Origin of the sequence: Testudinibacter sp. 'clade 2' (assembly GCF_006227735.1) — a bacterium.
Classification (GTDB): Bacteria; Pseudomonadota; Gammaproteobacteria; order Enterobacterales; family Pasteurellaceae; genus Chelonobacter.
In genome coordinates this window covers 1-22545 of record NZ_VDHB01000072.1, presented here as the reverse complement: position 1 = coordinate 22545, position 22545 = coordinate 1, and the positions used below count along the sequence as shown (strand labels likewise).

Genomic DNA, 22545 nt, shown 5'->3' with positions numbered 1-22545 from the left:
TTTTTGCCACCACCACATCGGATTGCAAAATCCGTCCGTCTGGGGCATTTTTCCATGTGCTCAACCCCATGTGTTTTTTGCTTTGGTCTGCATGGCTATAGACAATCTCGGCAGCGGTTTGCCCGGTGATGGCGTAGTGAAATTTGTTTTGCACATTGGCATAAAACTGGCGGGTAATTTCCGAATTTTTATCATAATCGTAAGAAATTTCGGCGAAAATATCGGTTAATTGTTTCCAAATCCGCTGTTCGCTAGCACGGATGGAGCGGACGGTTTCCAGCAATTCACGGAAATAATCTTTGCCAAAGGCGTTTTCACCTTGCCTTAGGCGTTCGATATCAATAGCGAAGCCTTTTTGGATATAGGCTTTTAAAATCTCGCTTGCCCAAATGCGGAATTTGGTGGCTTTTTGGGAATTGACACGGTAGCCGACGGAGATAATGGCATCAAGATTGTAATGCTCGATTTCTCTTGTTACCTGACGATTTCCTTCTTGGCGAACTATTCGGATTTTCCGAATAGTTGAGTGTTGAGCCAATTCACCGCTTTCAAAGATATTTTTCAGATGTTCATTGATGGTGGGAACACTCACACCAAATAACTGTGCAATGCTTTTTTGCGTCGCCCACAGGGTTTCGTCTTGCACCAATACTTCGGTGTGCTCGCCGTGGTCGTAAATCAAAAACTGGATTTCGTTCATTTTTCACCGCCTTTATGAAGACCGCCCAATTGACGGCTTTTCAACTCGCTATGCACTTCGTCCAGTAATGCGACATCTTCCGCTTCGGCTTGTGCTGCCTGCCATTGTTTACGGGCGTTATCAAATAGTTCGTATTGGGCGGTTGCCAGTGACTTCATTTGTTCACGATTGCGTGAGCCTTTGCCTGTCAGTATCTCAAAGCCGTTAAATGCGAGCAGCTGTTCTACGTTGTTACGCCAATAAGCAAGGGTTAAATCACGGCGGTTTTTTACCTGCAATTCGGCGGATTCCAAAAAGATGGTGCTCAAGCGGTTTAGGGTGTCGATTTCATCGGCATTGAGGTAGTTTTTGGCAATGATGATGTCGCCTTTACGAACCACTTTGCCCTTCCAGGCCTGCAAACCCATATTGGGTTGATTGGCATCGGCACGGCTGCATACCAGCTCTGCCGCTGTTTTGCCTGTGGCGGCATACAGCAATTTGTTTTGGGTTTCGGCAAAAAACATCTCGGTGGCTTTGTCGCTAGGGTCGTAATCCGACGACAATCTGAACAAATCACGGATTTTTTGATAAAACCGCATTTCGCTGGCTCGGATATCACGAATCTGCTCAAGCAGTTCGTCAAAGTAATCCGGTCTGCCGTTTGGATTTTTCAGGCGTTCGCTGTCAATCAAAAAGCCTTTTTGCAGATAGCTTCGCAAATGTTGATTTGCCCAACGGCGGAACTGCACCCCTCTGGGGCTACGCACACGGAATCCGACCGCTAAAATCATCTCCAGCGCATAGTGCTTTACCTTGTACTGCTTACCATCGGCGGCAGTTATTAAATAATCCTTAATAACTGAAAATTCATCTAACTCTTTGTCTTCTAATATATTTTTGATATGAATCGCAATATTCGGCACTGAGGTGTCAAAAAGTTCGGCAAGCCGTGCTTGGCTTAGCCAAATAGTGTCGCCCTGCACAAACAGGGCAACGTTGCTTTTGCCGTCATCGGTGTTGTAGATGATGAGGTTGCCTGGTTGAATATGGTTCACTGCTGCCCTCGTTTTGCTGTTTGTTCCAGTGTTTTCAAGTTATCCAAATAATCCCGTTCCACTTGGCTGAGTGTTTTGGCTTGGTATTTTTGATACTCGGTTTTGACTTTGCTTTCCATCTGCTTATGGGAAATTTTGCCATTATCGACGAGCAGGGTTTCGCCGGTGGCGGTGAGAATGGTATCCACATGGGTAATCCAGTCTTGCATGGTCATCACGATTTCCCGCCCGGCTTGGCGTTCGGCAAAATCCAGATAGCCTGAAACCAATTGATTCAGTCCTTTTAGCTCTTTTTCAGAGAGATAGTTTTTGGCGGTGGTGGCTTCTTTTAGGGTGGGCAATTCGCCTTTAAAGGTGGTTAGCCCCATAAAATCCCGTTCGCTGTCCACTCGCTGGTAAATCACTTCGGCAGCGGTGTGCTGATGAACGGCGTAGTGCATTTTGTTTTGTATGGTGGCAAAAAACTGCTTGGCGGCATGGCTGTTGCCATCATAATCTTGGCTGGTGGCGAATAAGTCTAATATTTGACGGTAAAACACTTTTTCGCTGGAGCGAATGTCCCGAATCCGCTCCAGCAATTCTTTGAAATAACCGCCACCGCCCAATTCTTTCAGACGGCTGTCATCCATGGCAAAGCCTTTGACCAAATATTCTTTTAACACATTGCTGGCATAGTGGCGAAACTGTACACCACGCACCGACCGCACTCGGTAGCCGATGGCTAAAATCATATCGAGGTTATAGTAAGCAACTTGTTTTTGCTGAACTTTATCCGCCATTGCACCGTGGATACTGGTTGTCAACTGATAGTTGACAACCACTTTTTCAGATAACTCGCCATCGGTAAAAATCGCTTTGATATGCTTGCTGATGTTTTGCTTGCTGGTTTGGAACAGCTCGGCAAGCTCCAGCTGGTTGAGCCACACGGTGCCGTCTTGCAAATGCAGTGAAATGGCGGCATTGCCGTCTTCGGTGTTGTAGATGATGATGTTGCTATTCATAGCCCAATTCCTTCAGGTAGCCTGCCATTTCGGTTTCCAATGCTTTCAGACGGCCTTGTAATGCCAAACGTTCGGCACGCACTGCAGCAAGGTCAATCTCGGCTTCAGCTTCAAAGGTATCCACATAGCGGGGGATATTCAGGTTGTAGCCGTTGTCGATGATTTCCTGCAAATCAGCAAGGTGGGCGTATTTGTCGATGCTTTGGCGGTTTTGGTAGGCGGTGGCGATGTTGCTGATGTGTTCGCTGATCAGCATATTTTGGTTTTTGCCCGCCTGAAAATCTCGTGAAGCGTCGATAAACAGCACGCTGCTATCGTTTTTTTGTTTTTTAAACAGCAAAATAGCCGCCGGAATGCCGGTGCCGTAAAACAGTTTTTCAGGCAGCCCAATCACCGCATCGAGCAGGTTTTCGTCAATCAGTTTTTGGCGAATTTTGCCTTCACTCGCCCCTCGAAACAGTACGCCGTGCGGTACGACCACGCCCATTCTGCCGCCTGTTTTGCCATTTCCCACAGGCTTGAGCGTTTCAATCATGTGCAGGATAAAGGCGTAATCGCCTTTGGTTTTGGGCGGTATGCCACGGCGGAAACGGGCGTAGCGGTCGTGTTCGGCTTCGTCATGCCCCCATTTGTCGAGCGAAAACGGCGGATTGGCGGTAACGATGTCAAAGTGGAGCAGCCCGCCATTGCCATCCAGCAGTTTGGGGTTACGGATGGTGTCGCCCCATTCGATTTTGTGGTTGTCTTCGCCGTGCAAAAACATATTCATCTTTGCCAATGACCAGGTTGAGCCGATGGCTTCTTGCCCGTACAGGGCGTAGTGTTTGCTACCGTGGTTTTGCAGCACTTTTTGACCGCACTTCATCAGCAGGCTGCCTGAACCGCAAGCCGGATCGCAAATGCTGTCGCCTACTTGCGGATCGAGCAGCACGGCCAGCAATTCGGACACTTCCGGCGGGGTATAGAATTCGCCGGTTTTTTGTCCGCCACTGGCGGCGAAGTTTTTAATCAGGTATTCATAAGCATTGCCAATCACGTCAAGGCCGCCGATACGGCTGGGCTTGAGATTGAGCTCAGGTCTGGCGAAGTCTTCAAGCAACATACGCAACACGGTGTTTTTTTGTTTTTCTTCGCCCAGCTTGTCGGTGTTGAATGAGATGTCTTGGAATACGCTGTTGTTGCCGTCTTTGAGCTTGCTGCCGTTGGCTTCTTCGATGGCGTGCAAGGCTTGGTCGATGCGTTCGCCGTTGCCCGCTTCAAACCGGCTGTCGTACAGGGTGTAAAAATTGGCGGATTTGGGCAACACAAAGCGTTCGTTTTTCATCAGCTCTTCGATGAGTTCAGGTTCGTCGCCGTATTGCTGTTGGTAATCTTCATAATGGTCTTGCCACACATCGGAGATGTATTTCAAAAACAGCATGGTGAGAATGAAGTCTTTATAGGTATCAGCACTGATCGTGCCACGAAAAGTATCGCAGGCCGCCCACAGGGCTTTGTTGATTTGCTCTTGCTGGATAGGGGTATTCATGCGGCGTGTTCCTTGATTAATTTTTGATAAATGGCTTGGGATTGTTGCTGGCGGTTGTGTTGTAACTTTTGCAGCAAGCAATATTCTTGTTCCGCCAGGCGCTCTAGGGCAACGATGTTTTGCTGGGTGGACAAATCGGGAATCGGCAGTTTTAATTCGCCAATCTGACCGATATTGAGCATGGGGATATTGCTGCCACGGCTGTCGTGTTGCAGGCGGTGTTGAATCGCTGGCTGATTAAGCAGCCAACACAGATATTCAGGCAAAAGGTGTTCGCCTGCATTAATGATAAAAAACTGGCTGCTGGCGACAATCGGTAGGCAATCGCCGTCTTGTGTTTGCAAGCAGCTTGCCCGCACATATTCCCCGCGCGAAGGCAAAAGTACACTGCCTGCCCTGGCATAAGATTTGCCCTGCCAGTGGATTTTTGGCAAGGCATCAATGGCCATGCGGCTGCTGGCTTGGCTTTGCCAATGGCTGCGTGCGTCTTTGATTTGCACAAGATGGGCATTGCCATCAGCGGCTTCCTCCACCTTGCCACGAAAGGTGAAGCCGGTGTGGATTTGGGCGAAGTCGCTGAGTAAATATAGTTGAGCCATCGTCGGTGTATTTTCTCTGTATATGAATTACAGAAAAATAATAAACCGACAAGAGTAGCAAGGCAAGTGTTTTGCTGTTTTTCACCTACTGTATTATTTAGACATGCCGATTCCACGGCATCATCGCTTATACCTCACCCAAAGCTGGCAGCGCTACCAGCTACCGTCGCCGACGTTCAGCTCGAATGTCTTGCCTCAATAGCGATTCTCAAACACCCGATATGCCAGCCGCCCTTGTGCGGCCAGCGTAAATTCAAATTCATCTATAGTCGAAGAAATTAGTTTCTGCTACGGCGTTGGCTCGCCTTGCCGTACTATCTGTACTGTCTGCAGCTCGCCGCCTTGTATCAGAATCTAATTTCTCCGACTATATCGGTAACGGCGAAGTATTTGCAAAGGCTTTGTTGAATGAATGATGATTGATGCCGTCTGAAACCGCACTTCACTTTTTCAAGCAAGTAAAAGTTTCAGACGGCATGCCATTTTGACGACTCAAAAACTTACTTCAAATTCTCACCAAAAAACTCCACCAACTTGGCAAAAGGAATCTTATCGGCATTGTCGTACATATCGGTGTGATTCGCCCCTGCTACCCAATAAAGCTCTTTCGGCTCGCTGGCGAGCTTGTAGGCTTCTTCGCTGAAATTACGCGACATGGATACGTCGCCGGTGATGAACAGCATCGGGCGTTTGATGGTTTCCATGCCGTTGAACGGATAGAAATTCAGCAATTTGGGGTTGTGGCTCAACAGCGGCATGGTGGTGGTTTTGGGGTCGGCACCTTTGGGCGTGTATTCACCGCGAGCGGTGCGGTAGAAGCCGTAAAACTCACGTTGCATCGGGTTGGTGTCGGCGGTCAGTTCGGTGGTCGTGCCGCCTGTGTAGGCTGGTTTGCCGCCGGCAAATTCCACTTCACGTTGTGCCACGCCTGCTTTGACAGCCGCTTCGTCAATCATCATCGTGCGTGAAGCCGTGCCCATTTCCACCATGGCCGAAGTCGCCAAGGCTTTGATGCGCGGGTCGATTTTCATTGCGCTGATGGAATAGCCGCCGCTGGCACAAATGCCGAGTACGCCGATTTTATTTTTGTCAATTTCAGGTCGGCTGCCCAAATAATCCACCGCCGAGCTAAACGCATCTTCAAACATCGTCGGCTCAACCGCTTGGCGGGGTGTGCCGCCGCTTTCGCCCCAAAACGGCATATCAATCGCCAGCGTGGCAAAGCCATGTTCAGCCAGCACTTGGGCATACAGCATGGAAGCCTGTTCTTTTACCGCCCCCATCGGGTGTCCGATGATAATGGCTTGCAATTTTTCGCCTTGTTTATAATTTTTCGGCAGCACCAAATTGCCGACAATCTCAATGCCGTAGGGGTTGTTGAACTTGACTTTTTGAATGTTCACATTGTGGCTTTGATACCAGTTGGCATAGCCTGTGGGGTAAGCGATACCTGTGTTTTGCGGGGTTGCCATGGCAGTTGCTCCTAATAATGATGTGCTTAAAATCAAAGCGGTGGTGAGTTTTTTGAATGTGGTGTTGCGTTTCATAACGGCCTCGTTGTGAGTTGATTATTTTGTTTTTTCCAACCGCACTTTGGTTTTGCCATTCCCCAAAATCGCGGAGAAATCGCCGTCAAATTTGCCCAAATGCACCAAGCCGCGGGCTTTACCGTGTGGCTTGTAGAAAATCGCCACATTGCCCCACGGCGCGTAATAATTGATGTCGCCCACGGCTGCCGCCACGCCGTCAGGCTCTCGGCTGGTGTTCAATTTGCGTGGCAGATAGCTGATTTTTTCTTCGCCGGCATAATCGCTAAGCTCTAATTCCAGCGGCAACATTTGGTAAAAATCCTTCGCTGCCGTGCCGTTTGACAGGGTAGCGGTGAGGGTTTTGCCGTTGGCGATTAGGTTAATTTTCATCGGCTGCTCCTGTGCGATGGCGGTGGTGACTAAAAACAGGCTTAAAAGTGCGGTTATTTTTCGCATGATTTTTTTCTCTTACGGAACACACTTGTTGTGCTACCAAGGCTGGGTAGTCGGGCCAAGTGTGAACTCGCTGATATTGGTGTCGTCTGGCTGGCTTAAGGCGAATGCCACTACGCTTGCCACACGCTCAGCGGGGATTTCGTAGGTGTCGTAAAGCGCTCGGTAGCCTTCCGACGTGCCTGTATCGGTAATGCCTGCCACCAATTCCGATTGCACGGCGGCGGGGTAGATGGTGGCGGTGCGGATGTTGGTGCCGGCTTGGGCTGATTCCATACGCAAGGCTTCCATCATGGCTTTGACCGCCCATTTGGTGCCGCAATACACGCCTGCACCGGGGTACACTTTCAAACCTGCCACAGACGAGACGCTGATGATATGCCCTGATTTTTGTGCTTCAAAGGTCGGCAACACGGCGGCAATGCCGTTTAACACGCCTTTGATGTTCACATCCACCATCGCATTCCAGTTGGCGGTTTCCAAAGCGGAAAACGGCGAGCTGGGCATTAAGCCTGCGTTTAAGAAAATCGCATCCACTTTACCGAAGGTTGATTTTGCCAATTCCACTAAAGCGGCGTTATCTTCGGCGTTCACGACGTCGGTCACACGGTAAACTGCTTCGCCGCCACGGGCTTTGATGGCGTCGCTAATCGCTTGCAATTTGGCTTCACGCCGTGCGCCCAGCACCAGTTTCGCCCCTTGCTCGGCAAGGATGTAGGCGGTGGCTTCACCGATACCGCTGGATGCGCCGGTGATAATCACGACTTTGTTTTGAATGTTGTTCATGGTTTACTCCTGTTATGAATATGGGAAATAGGGTTGAATATTAAGCGGTTAAGCGTTTAATCAAGGCTTGTTGGTATTCTGCCAACTTGCTACTGCCGGCGTTTTCAAACACCAGCGGCGGTAAATAGGTCATGCCGCAATGCAGGGCGGTGGCTTTCATCGGCAGGAATACATCGGCGAGCGGCACGCCGATACGGCCGTTCGCCCCATAAGTGGAGCTGCCGCCTGCTGCGGTGGATACCACCAGCATTTCTTTGCCTTTCCAACGGTCGGGGCCGACGCTGCCCCACACGTCGTTGAGCCACGCTTTCATCATCGGCGTGATGTTGAACCAATGGGTTGGGAACACAAACACAATGCGGTCATGCTCATTCATCAAGCGGGTTTCCGCCGCCACGTCAATCGCCCCGACATCGTTGCCGTAAATCAAATCCAAATGCCGCACGGTGATGCCTGCAACGCTTTGTGCGGCTTCATACAAGCCTTTGGTCAGGGTGGAACGTTCAAAATAAGGGTGCGACACCAACACCAAGGTGCGGATATTGCGATTATTGTTCGGCATAGTGTCTCCTGTTGAAGCGGTTTGGGCGTTGCCGTTGTTTTGGGCATGACAGGCGGATACCGCACCTAAGGCGGCGACACCCACCACACCCATGGCGGTTTTGATGACTTCTCGTCGGCTGTAAGTCATGCTTCGCTCCTTTTTCAATCAGTCTTTTAATGGCTTGAATAGATTTTCAGACGGCATAACAATATGCTGTCTGAAAGCGGCTCACATTTACTTCAAATTCGCCTTAAAAAACTGTTCAAACTTGTCAAACGGAATTTTGCCCGATTGATAGTCGTACAAATCGACATGGGTGGCGTTTGGCACGATATACAGCTCTTTATTGCCGCCTGTGAGTTTTTTGAAGGCATCTTCACTAAAGTAGCGTGAATGAGCTTTTTCACCATGCACCACCAATACTGGATTTTGAATTTCGCCGGCACGCTGTAGCAGTGGCATATTAATGAACGACAGTGGCGTCGTTGCTGTCCATGCAGCGTTGGAATTAACGGCACGTGGATGGAAACCGCGCGGGGTTTTGTAAAACGCCCAATATTCCTGCACAAACCATGGTTCTTCACCGCTTAATTTTTCGGGTAGATTGTTGCTGCTGGGGGCGAATCCGCCCGCCTTGAAATCGGCACTACGCTGGGCGTTCAAGCCTTGCAACATCGCATAACGTGCCGCTTGGTCCACGCTGTTGTTATAGCCGTTTGCCATAACCTGCGACATATCATACATGGTGCTGGTGGCAGTGGCTTTGATGCGGGTGTCCATGCTGGCGACGTTCAACGCCATACCGCCCCAAACGCAAATGCCCAACACGCCGATACGCTCGGCATCAATAAAATCCTGATTGCTCAAAAAATCCACCGCCGCACTGAAATCTTCGGTGTTGATATCGGGGCTTGCCACATTGCGCGGCTCACCGCCACTTTCCCCTGTAAACGACGGGTCAAATGCCAGAGTGGCAAAACCACGCTTAGCAAGCTCTTGGGCATACAAGCCTGATGACTGTTCTTTTACCGCTCCAAATGCACCTGCCACCGCAACCGCAGGCAGTTTTTTGCCCGTACGGTTTTTTGGCAAATACAAATCCGCCACCAAAGTAATGCCGTAGCGGTTTTTAAACTGCACTTTTTGCTGCGTTACCTGGTCTGATTGCGGAAAAATCTTGTCCCACTGTGTGCCGACGGTTTGCATGGCGTTGTCCTTAAGATTGCTGTGAATGGAAACTTGCGCCAAGGCAGAAGCCGACGCGAATGTTAAACCGACACTCATGGCGGTGATGGTCAGCAGTTGTTTCATAGATTTGGTCATGGATTGCCTCTTTGATTAATAGGTTTATGCCTGATGCTTGGCTTGATGTGCGACCCGTTTTTTCACCGGCTCGCCCCTTGTGTTGCGTTAGAAGTATTATAGGAAAGACAGATTGTTATGAATATTACTTTGTTTCTATGCTAAGCTATGCCCCAAAAGCATAACTTGGAGCAAAAAAATGGACATCAAACCGCTACGCTATTTTCTCGCCCTTGCCAAAACCGGCTCGATTTCGGCGGCGGCAGAGTATCTGCATCTGACCCAGCCCACGCTTTCCCGCCAGCTTGCCGATTTGGAATACAAACTGGATACGCAATTGTTCGTGCGCGGCAGCCGCCGCATTACCCTGACCGAAGACGGCGAAAAGCTGCGCCACCGTGCCGAAGAGATTTTGGCGTTGGTAGCCAAAACCGAGCAGGAATTCAAGCCCTCCAGCGAGGCGGTGAGCGGTGAGATTTACATCGGCTGCGGCGAAACGGTGGTGATGCGGCATTTGATTTACTTGCTGCACCAATTCCAGCAGGATTACCCGCAGGTGAAAGTGCACATCATCAGCGCCGACGCTAACGATACCCTGGAAAAACTCAACCAAGGTTTGCTTGATTTCGGCGTATTGCTGACGGAGGAGACGTATTTGCATGCGTATGAACACCTTGAGCTGCCTGAAAAAGACAGTTGGGGTGCACTGATGCGAAAAGACCACCCGCTCGCCGCCCAAGCAAGCATCTCGCCCGAAGATTTACGCAGCATTCCCTTGATTTCGTCACGCCAAGCAGGGGTGGGCGATTTTCTCGGACGTTGGCTGAAATACGATTATGAAGAGCTGAACGTGGTCGCCACCTACAACCTGATTTTCAATGCCACATTGATGGTACAACAAGGCATCGGCATCGCGTTGGGCTTGGACAAGCTCGCCCATACCGGCGAAGACAGCCAACTCACCTTCCGCCCGTTTTCGCCGCCGTTAGAAGTGAAAAGCCACATTGTGTGGAAAAAATACCGCTCACTGTCAAAAGCCGCAGCGCTTTTTTTGAATCGGGTGAAGGCTGTGCTGCGGTAGGGAAAGGCCGTCTGAAACCGCACTTTGATGTGTGAAGTTTCAGACGGCCTGTTGCTGATAATCGCCTTGTTACTGCCCGTCGCGCAACAAGGCGGCGTTTCGCCGTCAAGTAAAATTCTGCATCAACGCCGCCATAATCCCACAGGCATAGCGGCAACCGGCTGGTCGGTCGAGCTTTCCATACGCTTTTGTCACGTGACATTCGGCATCATACGGCCATTCCACCGCTACGCCAAATGAAATTTATACTTTTATCTTTTTCCATTTTATGGAAAAACTTTAGTTATAGTTGAAACTTTTTTAAATACCTGCCAAACTTTCACTTATAAAAAAGAGGTGATGTTATGCAACAAGATTTGGTTTACCGCAAACGGTATTTAGACAAAGTCCGCCCGTTTATCGGCAAAAAGCTGATTAAAGTCTTCACCGGGCAGCGACGGGTCGGTAAAAGCTACCTGTTGTTTCAGATTATGCAGGAGCTTAAAACGCTTGATGAAAGCGTGCAGATTATCTATATCAATAAAGAAGACCTTGTGTTCTCTCACATCAAAACCGCCGAAGAGCTGAACGCATACGTTCAAAGCGAAAAAAAGCGCGGTCAAAACAATGCGGTTTTTATTGATGAAATCCAAGAGATTGACGGTTTTGAGCAAGCCTTGCGTTCGCTGCTGCTCGACGATGAGCTGGATTTATACTGCACGGGCAGCAATGCCCACTTGCTTTCCCGTGATATTGCCGGGGCGCTGAGCGGGCGGGCGGTGGAAATCCATGTACACGCTTTGTCTTATTTCGAGTTTTTGCAATTTATGCAATTGGAAGACGGCGATAAAGCCCTGTCGCTGTTTTTGAAATACGGCGGTTTGCCTTATTTGAAAGACCTGCCGTTGCAGGACAATATCGTATTTGAATATCTGCGCAACATTTATTCCACCATCGCCATCCGCGATATCGCCAACCGCTATGCCTTGCGCAATACGCAATTTTTAGAACAGCTTACCCAGTTTTTGGCCAGCAATATCGGTAGTTTGTTTTCGGCCAAAAAAATCAGCAATTTTCTCAAATCACAGCGGATTTCAACCTCTGTCGCACAGGTGCAAAACTATGCCCAATACCTTGCCAATGCCTTTGTTATTCACAAAGTGCCACGCTATGACATTGAAGGTAAACGCATTTTTGAAATCGGCGAAAAATATTATTTTGAAGATCTCGGTATCCGAAATGCCTTAATCGGCTATCGTGCGCAAGATCGTGGCAAGCTGTTGGAAAATGCGATTTTCAACCACCTGCAAATCGCCGGCTACGATGTCAAAATCGGCGGTTTGAATAGCCAAGAAATCGATTTCGTCGCCGAAAAAAACGGCGAACGGATTTATGTTCAAGCCGCACTCTCCATCAACGAAGAAAAAACGCTTGAGCGGGAATTCGGCAACTTACTCAAAATCCAAGATAACTATCCGAAATTTGTGGTGACGATGGATGATTTTGAAGGCAATAGTTATGACGGCGTGGTTTGCTTGAGTTTGAGGGCTTTTTTGGGGTGGTTGTTTGACGAGAACGCAATGATAAATGCAAGCTGAATATTGATGCACCAAAGCAAAATACGCAAAAACAGAAACATATTTGCCAAATTTGGAAAGATGAACGACGGAAATAAAGATGCCGTCTGAAAGCCTATTTCAACTTTCAGACGGCATCATGCATCTATAGAGTCGTTTCAATTTAGATTGAGACAAGGCAGCAAGGCGCAACAACGTTGTATCAATCTAAATTGGAACGACCATAAAACCCCGACACACTTCCCCAACCAAGCTCCTCAACCAGCGGTGGGCGGGGTCGTTGTGGGTGCGGTCATGCCAAGCGATGTATTTGGTGAAGCCTTGCACGGGCATGGGCGTGGGGAAATGTTTGATGTTGGGCAAAAGTGCGGTTAAGCGTGATGGCACGGTGGCGATCATGTCGCTGTGTTGCAGCAGTTGCGGCAACAGCAAAAAGTTATTCAGCGAAACTTTTACATTGCGCTTCAGTCCCTGTTTTGCCAACGCCATATCGCTCACCCCCGAAAATCCGCCGCCGACGGGCGAAGCGAGAATGTGTTGGGCTTGGCAATAGTCGGCGAGAGTCAGTTCGGCATTCGCCGCCAAGCGGTGGTCGGCACGCATGGCGCACAAATAATGCTCGTCATACAAGGGTTTAAGGTGCAGATAATCCGCCCCTTCACTTGGCACAAGCAGGGCAAAATCCAGTTTGCCTTGGGAGAGCTGCTGCGGCAAATCGGGCGTTAGTGGCAACAAGGCGACTTTGATATTGGGCGCAAGCAGGGCGAGTTTTGCCACGAAATGCACCATCACCGCGCTCATAGAATAATCGGTGGCAGCAACACGCAGGGTCATTTTGGCGGTGGCGGGCTCAAATTCGGCAGGCTGCAATATGCCGTCAATATGGGCGAGCGTGGTTTTAATCGGCTCGGCAAGCGACAAGGCACGCTCGGTCGGCACAATGCCCCGCTGCGCCCGCACAAACAAGGGGTCGCCCAAGCCTTCGCGCAGGCGGGCAAGCATACCGCTCATTGCCGATTGGGTCAGGTTGAGCCGCTCGGCGGCACGGCTGACATTGCGTTCGTCCATCAACACATCAAAAGCTTTGAGCAGATTTAAATCAAATTGGTGTAGGGCTTTCATTGGCTTCTCATATCGTAAAAATCAATATCAGCTATCATAAATTATCATTAGTATAAATAATAGAAGTTTTTTATACTACGCACATTCAAACACGGCATTCAATCGGATGAGTGCGAATATTTACTTTAACAAATTGATTAACAAGGAAAACAATGAATATTTTATTATTGGACGGCGGCAAATCCTTCGGGCATTCCGCAGGCAGACTCAACCACACCCTGCACCAAACCGCCAAAGACACATTGAGCAAGTTGGGACACCACGTTCAAGAAACGGTGATTGACGACGGCTACGACATCGCCGCCGAAGTTGCCAAATTTGAAACAATGGATGCCGTGGTCTGGCAAATGCCGGGCTGGTGGATGGGCGAGCCGTGGACGGTGAAAAAATACATTGACGAAATTTTCACCGCAGGCTACGGCAAACTTTACCAATCAGACGGTCGCCACCGCACTTCGCCTACCGAAGGCTACGGCAGCGACGGCTTGTTGCAAGGCAAAAAGCATATGCTTTCATTAACATGGAACGCCCCGATTGAAGCCTTTGACCGCCCGAACGATTTTTTTGAAGGCAGGGGCGTGGACGGCGTGTATCTGCACTTTCACAAAGCCAACGAATTCTTAGGTATGAGCCGCTTGCCGACTTTTATCTGTAACGACGTGATTAAAAATCCGCAAGTGGAACGCTTTATCGCCGATTACGCCGCACATTTGGAACAGGTGTTTGGCGAGGCTAAATAGCGAGATTTAGGAAAGGCCGTCTGAAACCGCACTTTGCTTGCGCTGTGTTTCAAACGGCCTTTTATAATCAGTTAAAATAACAAGCGGGCTGCCCGGTGGAAACCGTGCGCTATTACGAGCGCGAAGGGCTGCTGCCCGAAGCCCGGCGCAATCCGTTCAACAACTACCGCGAATACGGCGCGGTGCATCTGGAACGGCTGGTGTTTATCCGCAGCTGCCGCGCCTTGGAAATGACCCGGCAGGAAATCCGCAAATTGTTGCAGGCACGCGCCGAACCCGATGCCAGCTGCGCCTCCATCAACGATTTAATCGACCAACACCTCGCCCACGTTTCCGCTCGGCTGGCGGAATTGCAGGCGCTGCAACAGCAGTTGCACGATTTGCGCAGCCAATGCCGCGCCGTGCACGCCACGCGGGATTGAGGCATCTTGCAGGATTTGGCGCAGAATGATGATTTATTGGCGCTGAAACCGTATTTTGCTTGAGTGAAAGTTTCAGACGGCCTATCTTGGTTTATAAACTTCTCAAATAATCCACATAATCTTGTGCACCGCGTTCCAAATCAGCCAACTCTTCTGCGGTCGAGGCTCTGTCGATGGTGGAATCCAAACCGTAGAAAACGAAAGGCGATTGGTAATCGGCTTTGATGTAATCGGCGGACAATTGGAACGGCAGCAGCACTTCCTCCATGCTGTTGCCGCCTTGTTCGGTTTTCACATAGCTCTCCTCGCCGGCACCCGCGCTGACGGCCAATGCCAGTTTGCGACCGACAAAGGCATTGCCTTTTGAGCCGTATGCCCAGCCGTAAGTCAGCACTTGGTCTTGCCATGCTTTCAACAACGGCGGTGAGCTGAACCAATAAATCGGAAACTGAAACACGACATTTTGGTGCCGCTCTATCAATTTTTGTTCCGCCGCCACATTGATGTTGCCGTCAGGATAAATTTCGTTCAGATAATGTACCGTAAATTCTTCCGGGTATTTTTTGATTTCGTCCGCCAGGCGTTGATTGACCAACGATTTTGATAAATCCGGATGGGCGATAATCACCAATGTTTTTGCCATTTTACTGTCCTTATTTTTGCTTAATGCATTCAGTTCGGGCAGTATATAATGGGCAAATCAGCCAAAACAAGAACGTACGCGCAGGTACGCCAGTTACCCCGAGGTAAGTATGCACGACAACACACCCATCGATTTAAACCGCTTTGACCCGACCCAAGCAGGCTTCGGCTACACCTTGTCATTGATTGACAGCAAATACACCATGATGGTGTTGTATCTGCTGTATTACTATCCGCCGACCATTCGTTTCAACGCCTTGCAACGCATGATGGGCGACATCCCGCACAAAACCCTCTCTGCCACCTTGAAGAAAATGGAACAAGACGGCCTAGTTATCCGCACCGAATACCCACAAATCCCACCCAAAGTGGAATATTCCCTTTCCGAAAAAGGCTTGAGCCTAATCCCTGTCGTGGACGCAGTCTGTTTGTGGGGAGAAAAATGGCAGTAGGTTGGCGGATTTTTAGGGATTTTTGACTGTTTGTTATAAAGAGGCCGTCTGAAACTTCACTTTGTTTAAAAAGTCGTTTCAGACGGCCTTTATTATTCCAATTTACAAATCAACCGTTTCCACCAAACTCACATGCAAACGCACGTCGATATTGCCACGGGTGGCGTTGGAATACGGGCAGACTTCATGTCCTTTTTTAACCAGGGCGATGGCGGTTTCTTTGTCCAAGCCGCGCACTTCCACGTCCAAATCGATATCCAGAGCAAAGCCGCCTTCGGCCGTTTGGCCGATGCCGACCGCGCACGAGGTTTTGGTGTGCACGCCGTCGAGTTTCTGCTGCAAAGCGACGTGTTGCAGCGCGCTGTCAAAACAGGCGGCGTAGCCCATGGCGAACAGTTGCTCGGGGTTTGCGCCTGTTTTGTCGGTGTCGGTGAAGCTGACCAAATCAAAGCCCAACGAGCCGTCGTCCAATGCAGTGTGTCCGGAGCGTCCGCCGACGGCGGTGGCACGGGTTTTGTAGAAGATTTTCATACGGGTTTCCTTTATTGAGGTAAATAATATATCGTATGCGATTTAATCTAGTGCGTATTTTACCTTTGGCATTTTCCCTGTCAATCGGTTTTACAAAAAATATCGTATACGATATAGTATGAAGCGATTAAACCAACAAGAGACCACAACATGAACCAACACCACCCCGAATTCAGCGCCGACAATCTGCCGCCCTTGGCGGATTTTCTCTGTTTTGCCACCTATGGGGCGAATTTGGCGTTTAACCGCGCCTACAAGCCCTATCTGGCCGAACTGGGCTTGACCTACACCCAGTGGATTACGCTGTTGGCCTTGGCGGAAGAGGACGGCTTGACGGTGAACCAGTTGGGCAAAAAGCTATTTTTGGCCTCCAACACGCTCACGCCGCTGCTCAAAGGCTTGGAAAAGCAAGGCTTGCTCACGCGCACACGTTCGCAAAGCGACGAGCGGCAAGTGCAAATTCATCTAACCGAACAAGGGCGTGCGCTGCGTGATGCCAGCAGCCGCTGCTTTGCGGTGTTTGACAGCATGGGGCTGACGATGGATGAAGCGGTGGCGCTGCAAAAAGCGGTGGCGAAGTTGCGGGATAATCTGCTTGCGGGAGTAGAGAAGAAGGAATGAAAAAATGCCGTCTGAAACTTGACACAAGCAAAGTGCGGTTTCAGACGGCCTGTGCGGATATTCATTTAACCCGGTTTCATTTCATTAAGGGGAGTAGATGGCAACATCAAGACGGCATTTTATTACGCTTGGCGCGGCAGGGGCGGTGTTGGCTGCTGGTGGCTGGGCGGTGTGGGCAAACGCTGATAAATCCGCTTCATCTTCCCAATCCGAAAAACACCATGTAAATAAGGAGCATACTTTGGATACGATTATTATTGGTGCAGGCGCGGCTGGCTTGGCGGCGGCAAAACGGTTGCAACAGGCGGGGCGTTCGGTATTGATATTGGAAGCCAGAGACCGCATTGGCGGACGGGTGTGGAGCGATTTGCAGTTTGGCGACGGCAAGGCAGTGATTGAGTTGGGTGCGGAGCTGTTTCACGGCGACGAACACCATAACAGCCTTTGGCAAATCGCACACCGCCAACACATCCGCACCTATCCCATCACACGGGAATTTTTACGCTTCTCCGATGCTGGTGAGTGGGTGAGTGCAGATTCGGCACAAGCCTACGCCTTTCCCAAAGGCACGCCGCCGAAACCTGCCGATTTCGCCCCACGCCGTGCCGACCATTCGGCAGAAACCTATCTCAACCGACTTGGCATTGCCAAGGATAACCGTCCGCTTGCCCTGCTGGCGAGCGCACTTGACAGCGAACAGTTTGATAAAATGAGTGCGGAAGAAATGGCGGAATTTCTGCCTGAGCTGTGGCAGGCAGACCATAGCAAGAGCGGTAAATTTCAGGATTACAAGCTCCCCGACGGCTATGAAAACATCATCAGCTACCTTGCCGACGGCTTGCCGATTCAGCTTGGCAGTGTGGTACAGGCAGTGCGTGATAAGGGCGATTCGGTGCAGATTGATGTGTTGCTGAACGGCGAAGTGACACAATTCAGTGCCAAAACCTGCATTGTTACCGTGCCTGCGCCGCTGCTGTTGCAAAACAAAATTCACTTCACCCCGGCTTTGCCCAAACAAAAAATCCAAGCCTTGCGTGACGGCGAACAAATCCCCGTGGTAAAAATGATGATGGCGTTTGACGGCAAACCGCTGCCCGATGACGCCGAATTGATGGTAGATTTTTCGCAAAATGTGCCTTGCATATGGCAGGCATCCGCAGGCAGCACTTACCACGGGCAGATTTTGGTCGGCTGGGCGACGGGCGACAACGCACGCCGACTGCTGGCACAGTCCGAATCGCAACGCTACGCTGAAATGCTTGCCGCTGTACGCCACATCAGCCGGCAGCCTGAATTGCATTATCAAAAAGTCATAAGCCATGATTGGCAAAGCGACCCTTATGCACTGGGCGCATACGGTTATTGGGAAAACGAAGCCGAAATTTTGCGGCCGCACGGCAACGTGTATTGGGCGGGTATGGTGATGTCGCAGGTGGATTTTGCCTACGATTCAGGCGTGAAAGCGGCAGAACGCATTTTGAGCAATTTATAGAAAATTTCAATTAAGGGAGGAGAAATGGCACTCATCATTTCATTGGCTATCATCAGCAACGCCTTTTTCATCGGGCTGCTGTTTTACTGCCACAAAAAAGGCGGCAAATACCTGCTCGGCTGCGGCTTATTCTTTTTAATCAGCACCTTGTCGCTGCTGATTTTTATCTTTATCCGCACCTACTACGCCGACGTGCCGCTCGGCATGCGAGAACAGCTTTTTGACGAGCGCAACGAAAAAATAGAATGGCTGATCGCCATCTTCGGTTTCGTTCCCGCCGTGTTCACCGCCAACACCCTCAACAAAGGGCTAGATGCCTTGTATCAGCGTCAGTAAAAAAGGCGGCATTGTATTTTTACGCCAATTGTATTAACCTATATACATCTTGTGCGTATTGACCGCACTTCAAAGGAGAAAGCCCATGCAAACCATGACCAGCCGTGAATTCAACCAGCGCACCCACGAAGCGCAAAAAGCCGCCCACAAAGCCCCCTTGCTGATTACCAACCGTGGCAAGCCCGATTTGGTGGTGATGAGTTTCAGTGAGTATCAGAATTTGAGCGGCAAGCAGCCCGAGCCGTCTTTTTGGGAATCTTGGCTGGCGTTGTCCAAAGATTTGCCTGATGTTTCCGAGATTGAATTGGAGATTCCGCCACGCTCCAAGGCACAACGCCGCCCGGTGGAGTTTGATTGATGAACGAACGCCTGTATCTATTGGACACCAACCTCATCAGCGAAATGCGTCGCGTGGAAAAAGGCAAGGGCAACCGTGGTGTGGCCGACTGGGTGCAATCGTTGCAATCGGCACAACTTTGCACATCGGCAGTGGTGATGATGGAGCTTGAACGGGGCGTGCTGTCTATGGAACGGCGTGACCCTGCGCAAGGGCAGGATTTGAGAATATGGCTGGAACAAGTGGTGAAACAGCAGTTTAAAGAGCAAATCCTGCCGCTGGACAGCACCACCGCCAAACTCTGCGCCAGCCTGCACGTACCCGACCGCAGCCCCGAAAACGACGCCTGGATCGCCGCCCAAGCCATTCAGCACCAGCTGATTTTGGTCACCCGCAACGAAAAGGATTTTGCCGACTTCGCCGCCGCCGGCTTGCGGCTGTTGAATCCGTTTGCGGATTGATGATTGGGTTTGATGATTGAACATGCCGTCTGAAACTTTTGCACTTTCAAAGTGCGGTTTCAGACGGCATTTCATTCATTTGCCATCATAGAAAACAATCAGCGAAAATGCTAAAATAATCACCAATTTATCCTAAAAACAACGTGCTAAGGTGTGGAATCATGCATAAAAACGAAATCATCCGAGCCTCTGCGGTGGAATACCTCACCTTTATCGCCGCCACGGGCGACGGCGGTGTCAATGCCGTATATGCCGATGAAAATATCTGGCTGTCGCAAAAAATGATGGCGGAGTTGTATGCGATAGATGTCCGCACCATAAATTATCATCTAAAACAAATATTTGCCGATAATGAATTGACTGAAGATTCAGTTATCCGAAAATTTCGGATAACTGCCGCCGACGGCAAAAACTACCAAACCCAGCATTACAACCTCTCCGCCATTATCTCGGTTGGTTATAAAACCAACTCCGAAAGAGCCGTGCAGTTTCGCAAATGGGCGACGCAAATCATCGAATCGTTCACCATCAAAGGCTTTGCAATGGACGACGAGCGCCTGAAAAACGACGGCACGATTTTGGGCAAAAAATACTTTGAAGAGCAGCTTGCCCGCATTCGTGAAATCCGCCTATCCGAACGCAAATTCTACCAAAAAATCACCGACATCTACGCCACCGCCATCGATTACGATCGCACCGCCACCGCCACCCAACGCTTTTTCGCCACCGTACAAAACAAGCTGCATTGGGCAATCCACGGACAAACCGCCGCCGAAGTCATCTACCACCGAGCCGATGCTGACAAAGAAAATATGGGCTTAACCAGTTGGAAAGACGCACCGCACGGGAAAATCCAGCAATTTGACGTAATCGTCGCCAAAAATTATTTAACTGATAGCGAAATGGCACAACTGCAACGCCTTGTTTCCGCTTATCTCGACATCGCCGAAGACATGGCAAACCGCCAAATCCCCATGACCATGGCAGACTGGGAAACCCGCCTTAACCGCTTTTTAGAATTTACCGATCGAGCGGTTTTGCAAGACGCTGGGAAAATCACTGCTGAAATCGCCAAGGCCCACGCCTTGAGTGAGTTTGAAAAATATCGGCTGGTGCAGGATAAGGTGTTTGAGAGTGATTTTGATCGGTTTTTGGATTTGAAATAAGGAAATAGCGATGTCAATTAATAAAATTAACATTAATAATTTTGGCAGTTTTCAGCAATTTGAATGGGATAATACTGTTAGAGATAAAGGTAGTAATAAAGTAGTATTTAAACGTCTGAATATTATTTATGGGCGGAATTATTCCGGTAAAACGACACTTTCCCGTATTTTTCGTACATTACAAACTCGGCGCACTCCCGATAATTATTTCAATGTGGATTTTTCGGTTTTTAATGAGAATGTTGAAATAAAACATCCAAATTTAGAATCTTGTACTTGTGAGATTAGGGTTTATAATCAAGATTTTGTAAAAGATAATTTAAGTTTTCTTACTAATCAAGCGAATGGAGAAATCAAGACATTTGCGATTATGGGTGAAAAAAATAATGAAATTGAAATCCAAATTGAAAATATTGAAAACCAATTAGGTGATTTGGAACAACAATCAGGCTTAAGATTTCAGTTAGCAGAACAGCAGAAATTGTGGGATAGTGCAGTATCTGAGCATAGAACTGCTGAGACCAATTTGAATGAAGAATTAAAAAATCATGCACGAACAATCAAGGAAAATCCTGCTTACCAAGAAGTGAATTACAATATTGCAAGAATAAAGCAAGACATTGGAAATATAACAACTAAAAATATATCGAAATTTTCGAACTCTGAAGTGGATAGCAAAAAAGTTCTTTTAAAGCAAGATGCACTAAAAGAATTACATAAAATTTCAATTAATTTCAATCTAGATCAGCTTATCTCTCAGACGAAAGAAATATTGCAAAGACAAATCAGACCGACTGAAGCTATCCAAGAGCTATTGAGTAATCATTTACTTCAAAACTGGGTTAAACAAGGTAAGGATCTTCATAAAAATCGGAAAAGCTGTGCATTTTGTCAACAACCGCTACCAGATAATATTTGGCAAAAGCTAGATGCTCATTTTAATCAGGAGTCACAAAAACTTGAGGCAGATATTGATAGTGGAATCACATTTGTTGAGAAAGAAATCAGTAAAATTTCTGGTCTTGCTAAATTGTCTCGACAGGATTTCTATGTTGATTATCAGGAAAAATTTGAGAGCATTAACAGTGAGTTGGACAATAACCTAAAAAGTTATAGCAATCATTTAGGTGTATTGAAAAATGCTTTATTAGAGAGAAAAAAAGATATTTTTACCCCATCAGAAATACCAGAATTAAAAAATAACATAACTGAATTAAATAGATTGATTGAGGAATTTTGTCTATTAATTAAGAGTAATAATGAACGCTCTAAAACATTAGAAGATGACAAAATGAATGCCCGTAAGGATTTGCGGCTATCAGATGTTGTCGGATTTATAGATTCTATTAAGTATGACGACAAGAAAAATAGTATTGCGAGTTTAGATAATAAAGTAAAGGAAGAAAGCGAAAAAGTACAAAAGATTCAAAAAGAGGTTTCAGATTTAGAGCGAGAAATTCAAAAATTACGAAGTGAGCTAACTGATGAGCGAAAAGGAGCAGAACGCATAAATAAATTACTCAACCATTTTTTTGGTCATGACGGTATAACATTAGAGGCTAAAGATGATTTAAGTAATCAAGGTGTTAAGTTTCAGATTATGCGAGGTAACAATACTGCATATAATTTAAGCGAAGGAGAATGCAGCTTGGTTGCTTTTTGCTATTTTATGGCAAAGCTCGAAGAAATTAATAGTAAAGGCAAGGAACTTATTATTTATATTGATGACCCTATATCAAGTTTAGATAGTAATCATATTTTCTTTGTTTACAGTCTGATTGAAAGTTTGATAACAAAACCTGGGAAGTATAAACAGCTTTTTATCTCTACTCATAATCTTGATTTTTTGAAATATTTGAAGCGTATTACCATTCCTAAAAAGGAAGTGGTAGGTACTGATGGTCAGCCAATATTAGACACAAAGGGTAAGCCAAAAAAAGAAAGTGATTGTCAGCATTTTATTATTGAACGTATTGGAGAGAAAAGCCAAATATCGTTGATGCCAAACTATTTGAAACAATATGTAACAGAATATAATTACCTGTTTCACAAAATTTATAATTGTGGAAAAACTGAGTGTACTGATGAAAATTACGAACAGTTTTAT

At 48.1% G+C, this 22545-nt stretch carries 25 protein-coding genes; 12 read left to right on the top strand and 13 right to left on the bottom strand.

Going from position 1 to position 22545, the window contains the following annotated elements:
- The 10 genes from rhuM to FHQ30_RS06545 all read right to left on the bottom strand — a co-directional run.
- Nucleotides 1-700, bottom strand: a 700-nt coding sequence (gene rhuM / locus FHQ30_RS06590) for a RhuM family protein (protein ID WP_139625157.1), incomplete at its 3' end; no start/stop codon positions are given.
- A complete protein-coding gene (locus FHQ30_RS06585) occupies nucleotides 697-1728 on the bottom strand; it encodes a virulence RhuM family protein (RefSeq protein WP_139610983.1) in 1032 nt (343 codons plus the stop codon). The genes rhuM and FHQ30_RS06585, both read right to left, overlap by 4 nt.
- Nucleotides 1729-1733: 5 nt before the next feature.
- Entirely contained in the window at nucleotides 1734-2738 is a 1005-nt protein-coding gene (locus FHQ30_RS06580) for a virulence RhuM family protein (protein WP_139610976.1), read from the bottom strand.
- Nucleotides 2731-4266, bottom strand: a complete 1536-nt coding sequence (locus FHQ30_RS06575) for a type I restriction-modification system subunit M (protein ID WP_139610975.1) — start codon at nucleotides 4264-4266, stop codon at nucleotides 2731-2733. Before FHQ30_RS06575 ends, FHQ30_RS06580 begins: the two co-directional genes overlap by 8 nt.
- A complete protein-coding gene (locus FHQ30_RS06570) occupies nucleotides 4263-4865 on the bottom strand; it encodes a restriction endonuclease subunit S (RefSeq protein ID WP_139610974.1) in 603 nt (200 codons plus the stop codon). The genes FHQ30_RS06575 and FHQ30_RS06570 overlap by 4 nt, the downstream gene beginning before the upstream one ends.
- 500 nt (nucleotides 4866-5365) lie before the next feature.
- Nucleotides 5366-6412, bottom strand: a complete 1047-nt coding sequence (locus FHQ30_RS06565) for an alpha/beta hydrolase (RefSeq protein WP_139610973.1) — start codon at nucleotides 6410-6412, stop codon at nucleotides 5366-5368.
- A 21-nt stretch (nucleotides 6413-6433) separates the two neighbouring features.
- Complete coding sequence (locus FHQ30_RS06560) at nucleotides 6434-6850, bottom strand: cyclophilin-like fold protein (protein ID WP_267963792.1); 417 nt, start codon at nucleotides 6848-6850, stop codon at nucleotides 6434-6436.
- Nucleotides 6851-6883: 33 nt separating this feature from the next.
- Entirely contained in the window at nucleotides 6884-7633 is a 750-nt protein-coding gene (locus tag FHQ30_RS06555) for an SDR family oxidoreductase (RefSeq protein ID WP_139610972.1), read from the bottom strand.
- Nucleotides 7634-7673: 40 nt separating this feature from the next.
- Nucleotides 7674-8324, bottom strand: a complete 651-nt coding sequence (locus FHQ30_RS06550) for an NAD(P)H-dependent oxidoreductase (protein ID WP_267963791.1) — start codon at nucleotides 8322-8324, stop codon at nucleotides 7674-7676.
- Nucleotides 8325-8411: 87 nt separating this feature from the next.
- Nucleotides 8412-9488, bottom strand: coding sequence for an alpha/beta hydrolase (locus FHQ30_RS06545; RefSeq protein WP_267963793.1), 1077 nt, complete (start codon nucleotides 9486-9488; stop codon nucleotides 8412-8414).
- A 190-nt stretch (nucleotides 9489-9678) separates the two neighbouring features.
- Between FHQ30_RS06545 and FHQ30_RS06540 the strand changes: the two genes are divergently transcribed.
- Together FHQ30_RS06540 and FHQ30_RS06535 are read left to right on the top strand one after the other, a co-directional pair.
- A complete protein-coding gene (locus tag FHQ30_RS06540; RefSeq protein WP_139610970.1) occupies nucleotides 9679-10560 on the top strand; it encodes a LysR family transcriptional regulator in 882 nt (293 codons plus the stop codon).
- Between the two features lie 344 nt (nucleotides 10561-10904).
- Entirely contained in the window at nucleotides 10905-12137 is a 1233-nt protein-coding gene (locus FHQ30_RS06535) for an ATP-binding protein (protein ID WP_139610969.1), read from the top strand.
- Between the two features lie 186 nt (nucleotides 12138-12323).
- On the opposite strand, the gene FHQ30_RS06530 is transcribed toward FHQ30_RS06535, so the two are convergent.
- Nucleotides 12324-13238, bottom strand: coding sequence for a LysR family transcriptional regulator (locus tag FHQ30_RS06530; protein WP_139610968.1), 915 nt, complete (start codon nucleotides 13236-13238; stop codon nucleotides 12324-12326).
- Between the two features lie 152 nt (nucleotides 13239-13390).
- Here FHQ30_RS06530 and FHQ30_RS06525 point away from each other — a divergent pair, with 152 nt between their 5' ends.
- Together FHQ30_RS06525 and FHQ30_RS06520 are read left to right on the top strand one after the other, a co-directional pair.
- The gene (locus FHQ30_RS06525; protein ID WP_139610967.1) at nucleotides 13391-13978 is read left to right on the top strand and encodes an NAD(P)H-dependent oxidoreductase; all 588 of its coding nucleotides are present in this window, start codon (nucleotides 13391-13393) and stop codon (nucleotides 13976-13978) included.
- 95 nt (nucleotides 13979-14073) lie between these two features.
- Nucleotides 14074-14400, top strand: a complete 327-nt coding sequence (locus tag FHQ30_RS06520; RefSeq protein WP_139610966.1) for a MerR family DNA-binding protein — start codon at nucleotides 14074-14076, stop codon at nucleotides 14398-14400.
- Nucleotides 14401-14491: 91 nt separating this feature from the next.
- On the opposite strand, the gene FHQ30_RS06515 is transcribed toward FHQ30_RS06520, so the two are convergent.
- Nucleotides 14492-15043 (bottom strand): NAD(P)H-dependent oxidoreductase, encoded by a 552-nt coding sequence (locus tag FHQ30_RS06515; RefSeq protein ID WP_139610965.1) that lies wholly within the window; start codon nucleotides 15041-15043, stop codon nucleotides 14492-14494.
- Between the two features lie 109 nt (nucleotides 15044-15152).
- On the opposite strand from FHQ30_RS06515, the gene FHQ30_RS06510 reads away from it, so the two are divergent.
- Nucleotides 15153-15494, top strand: a complete 342-nt coding sequence (locus tag FHQ30_RS06510; RefSeq protein WP_139610964.1) for a winged helix-turn-helix transcriptional regulator — start codon at nucleotides 15153-15155, stop codon at nucleotides 15492-15494.
- 102 nt (nucleotides 15495-15596) lie between these two features.
- Here FHQ30_RS06510 and FHQ30_RS06505 read toward each other — a convergent pair whose 3' ends face one another.
- Nucleotides 15597-16025: an organic hydroperoxide resistance protein gene (locus tag FHQ30_RS06505; protein WP_139610963.1), complete on the bottom strand. Its 429-nt coding sequence runs from the start codon at nucleotides 16023-16025 to the stop codon at nucleotides 15597-15599.
- Between the two features lie 150 nt (nucleotides 16026-16175).
- Between FHQ30_RS06505 and FHQ30_RS06500 the strand changes: the two genes are divergently transcribed.
- The 7 genes from FHQ30_RS06500 to FHQ30_RS06470 all read left to right on the top strand — a co-directional run.
- Nucleotides 16176-16646: a MarR family winged helix-turn-helix transcriptional regulator gene (locus FHQ30_RS06500; protein ID WP_139610962.1), complete on the top strand. Its 471-nt coding sequence runs from the start codon at nucleotides 16176-16178 to the stop codon at nucleotides 16644-16646.
- 97 nt (nucleotides 16647-16743) lie between these two features.
- The gene (locus FHQ30_RS06495; RefSeq protein WP_139610961.1) at nucleotides 16744-18138 is read left to right on the top strand and encodes a flavin monoamine oxidase family protein; all 1395 of its coding nucleotides are present in this window, start codon (nucleotides 16744-16746) and stop codon (nucleotides 18136-18138) included.
- 24 nt (nucleotides 18139-18162) lie between these two features.
- Nucleotides 18163-18474: a hypothetical protein gene (locus FHQ30_RS06490; protein ID WP_139610960.1), complete on the top strand. Its 312-nt coding sequence runs from the start codon at nucleotides 18163-18165 to the stop codon at nucleotides 18472-18474.
- 85 nt (nucleotides 18475-18559) lie between these two features.
- Entirely contained in the window at nucleotides 18560-18832 is a 273-nt protein-coding gene (locus tag FHQ30_RS06485; protein ID WP_139610959.1) for a type II toxin-antitoxin system prevent-host-death family antitoxin, read from the top strand.
- 11 nt (nucleotides 18833-18843) lie between these two features.
- Complete coding sequence (locus FHQ30_RS06480) at nucleotides 18844-19272, top strand: type II toxin-antitoxin system VapC family toxin (protein WP_139610980.1); 429 nt, start codon at nucleotides 18844-18846, stop codon at nucleotides 19270-19272.
- A gap of 161 nt (nucleotides 19273-19433) precedes the next feature.
- Nucleotides 19434-20438, top strand: coding sequence for a virulence RhuM family protein (locus tag FHQ30_RS06475; RefSeq protein ID WP_139610958.1), 1005 nt, complete (start codon nucleotides 19434-19436; stop codon nucleotides 20436-20438).
- A gap of 10 nt (nucleotides 20439-20448) precedes the next feature.
- The coding region (locus FHQ30_RS06470) for an AAA family ATPase (RefSeq protein ID WP_139625156.1) at nucleotides 20449-22545 on the top strand (2097 nt) is incomplete at its 3' end.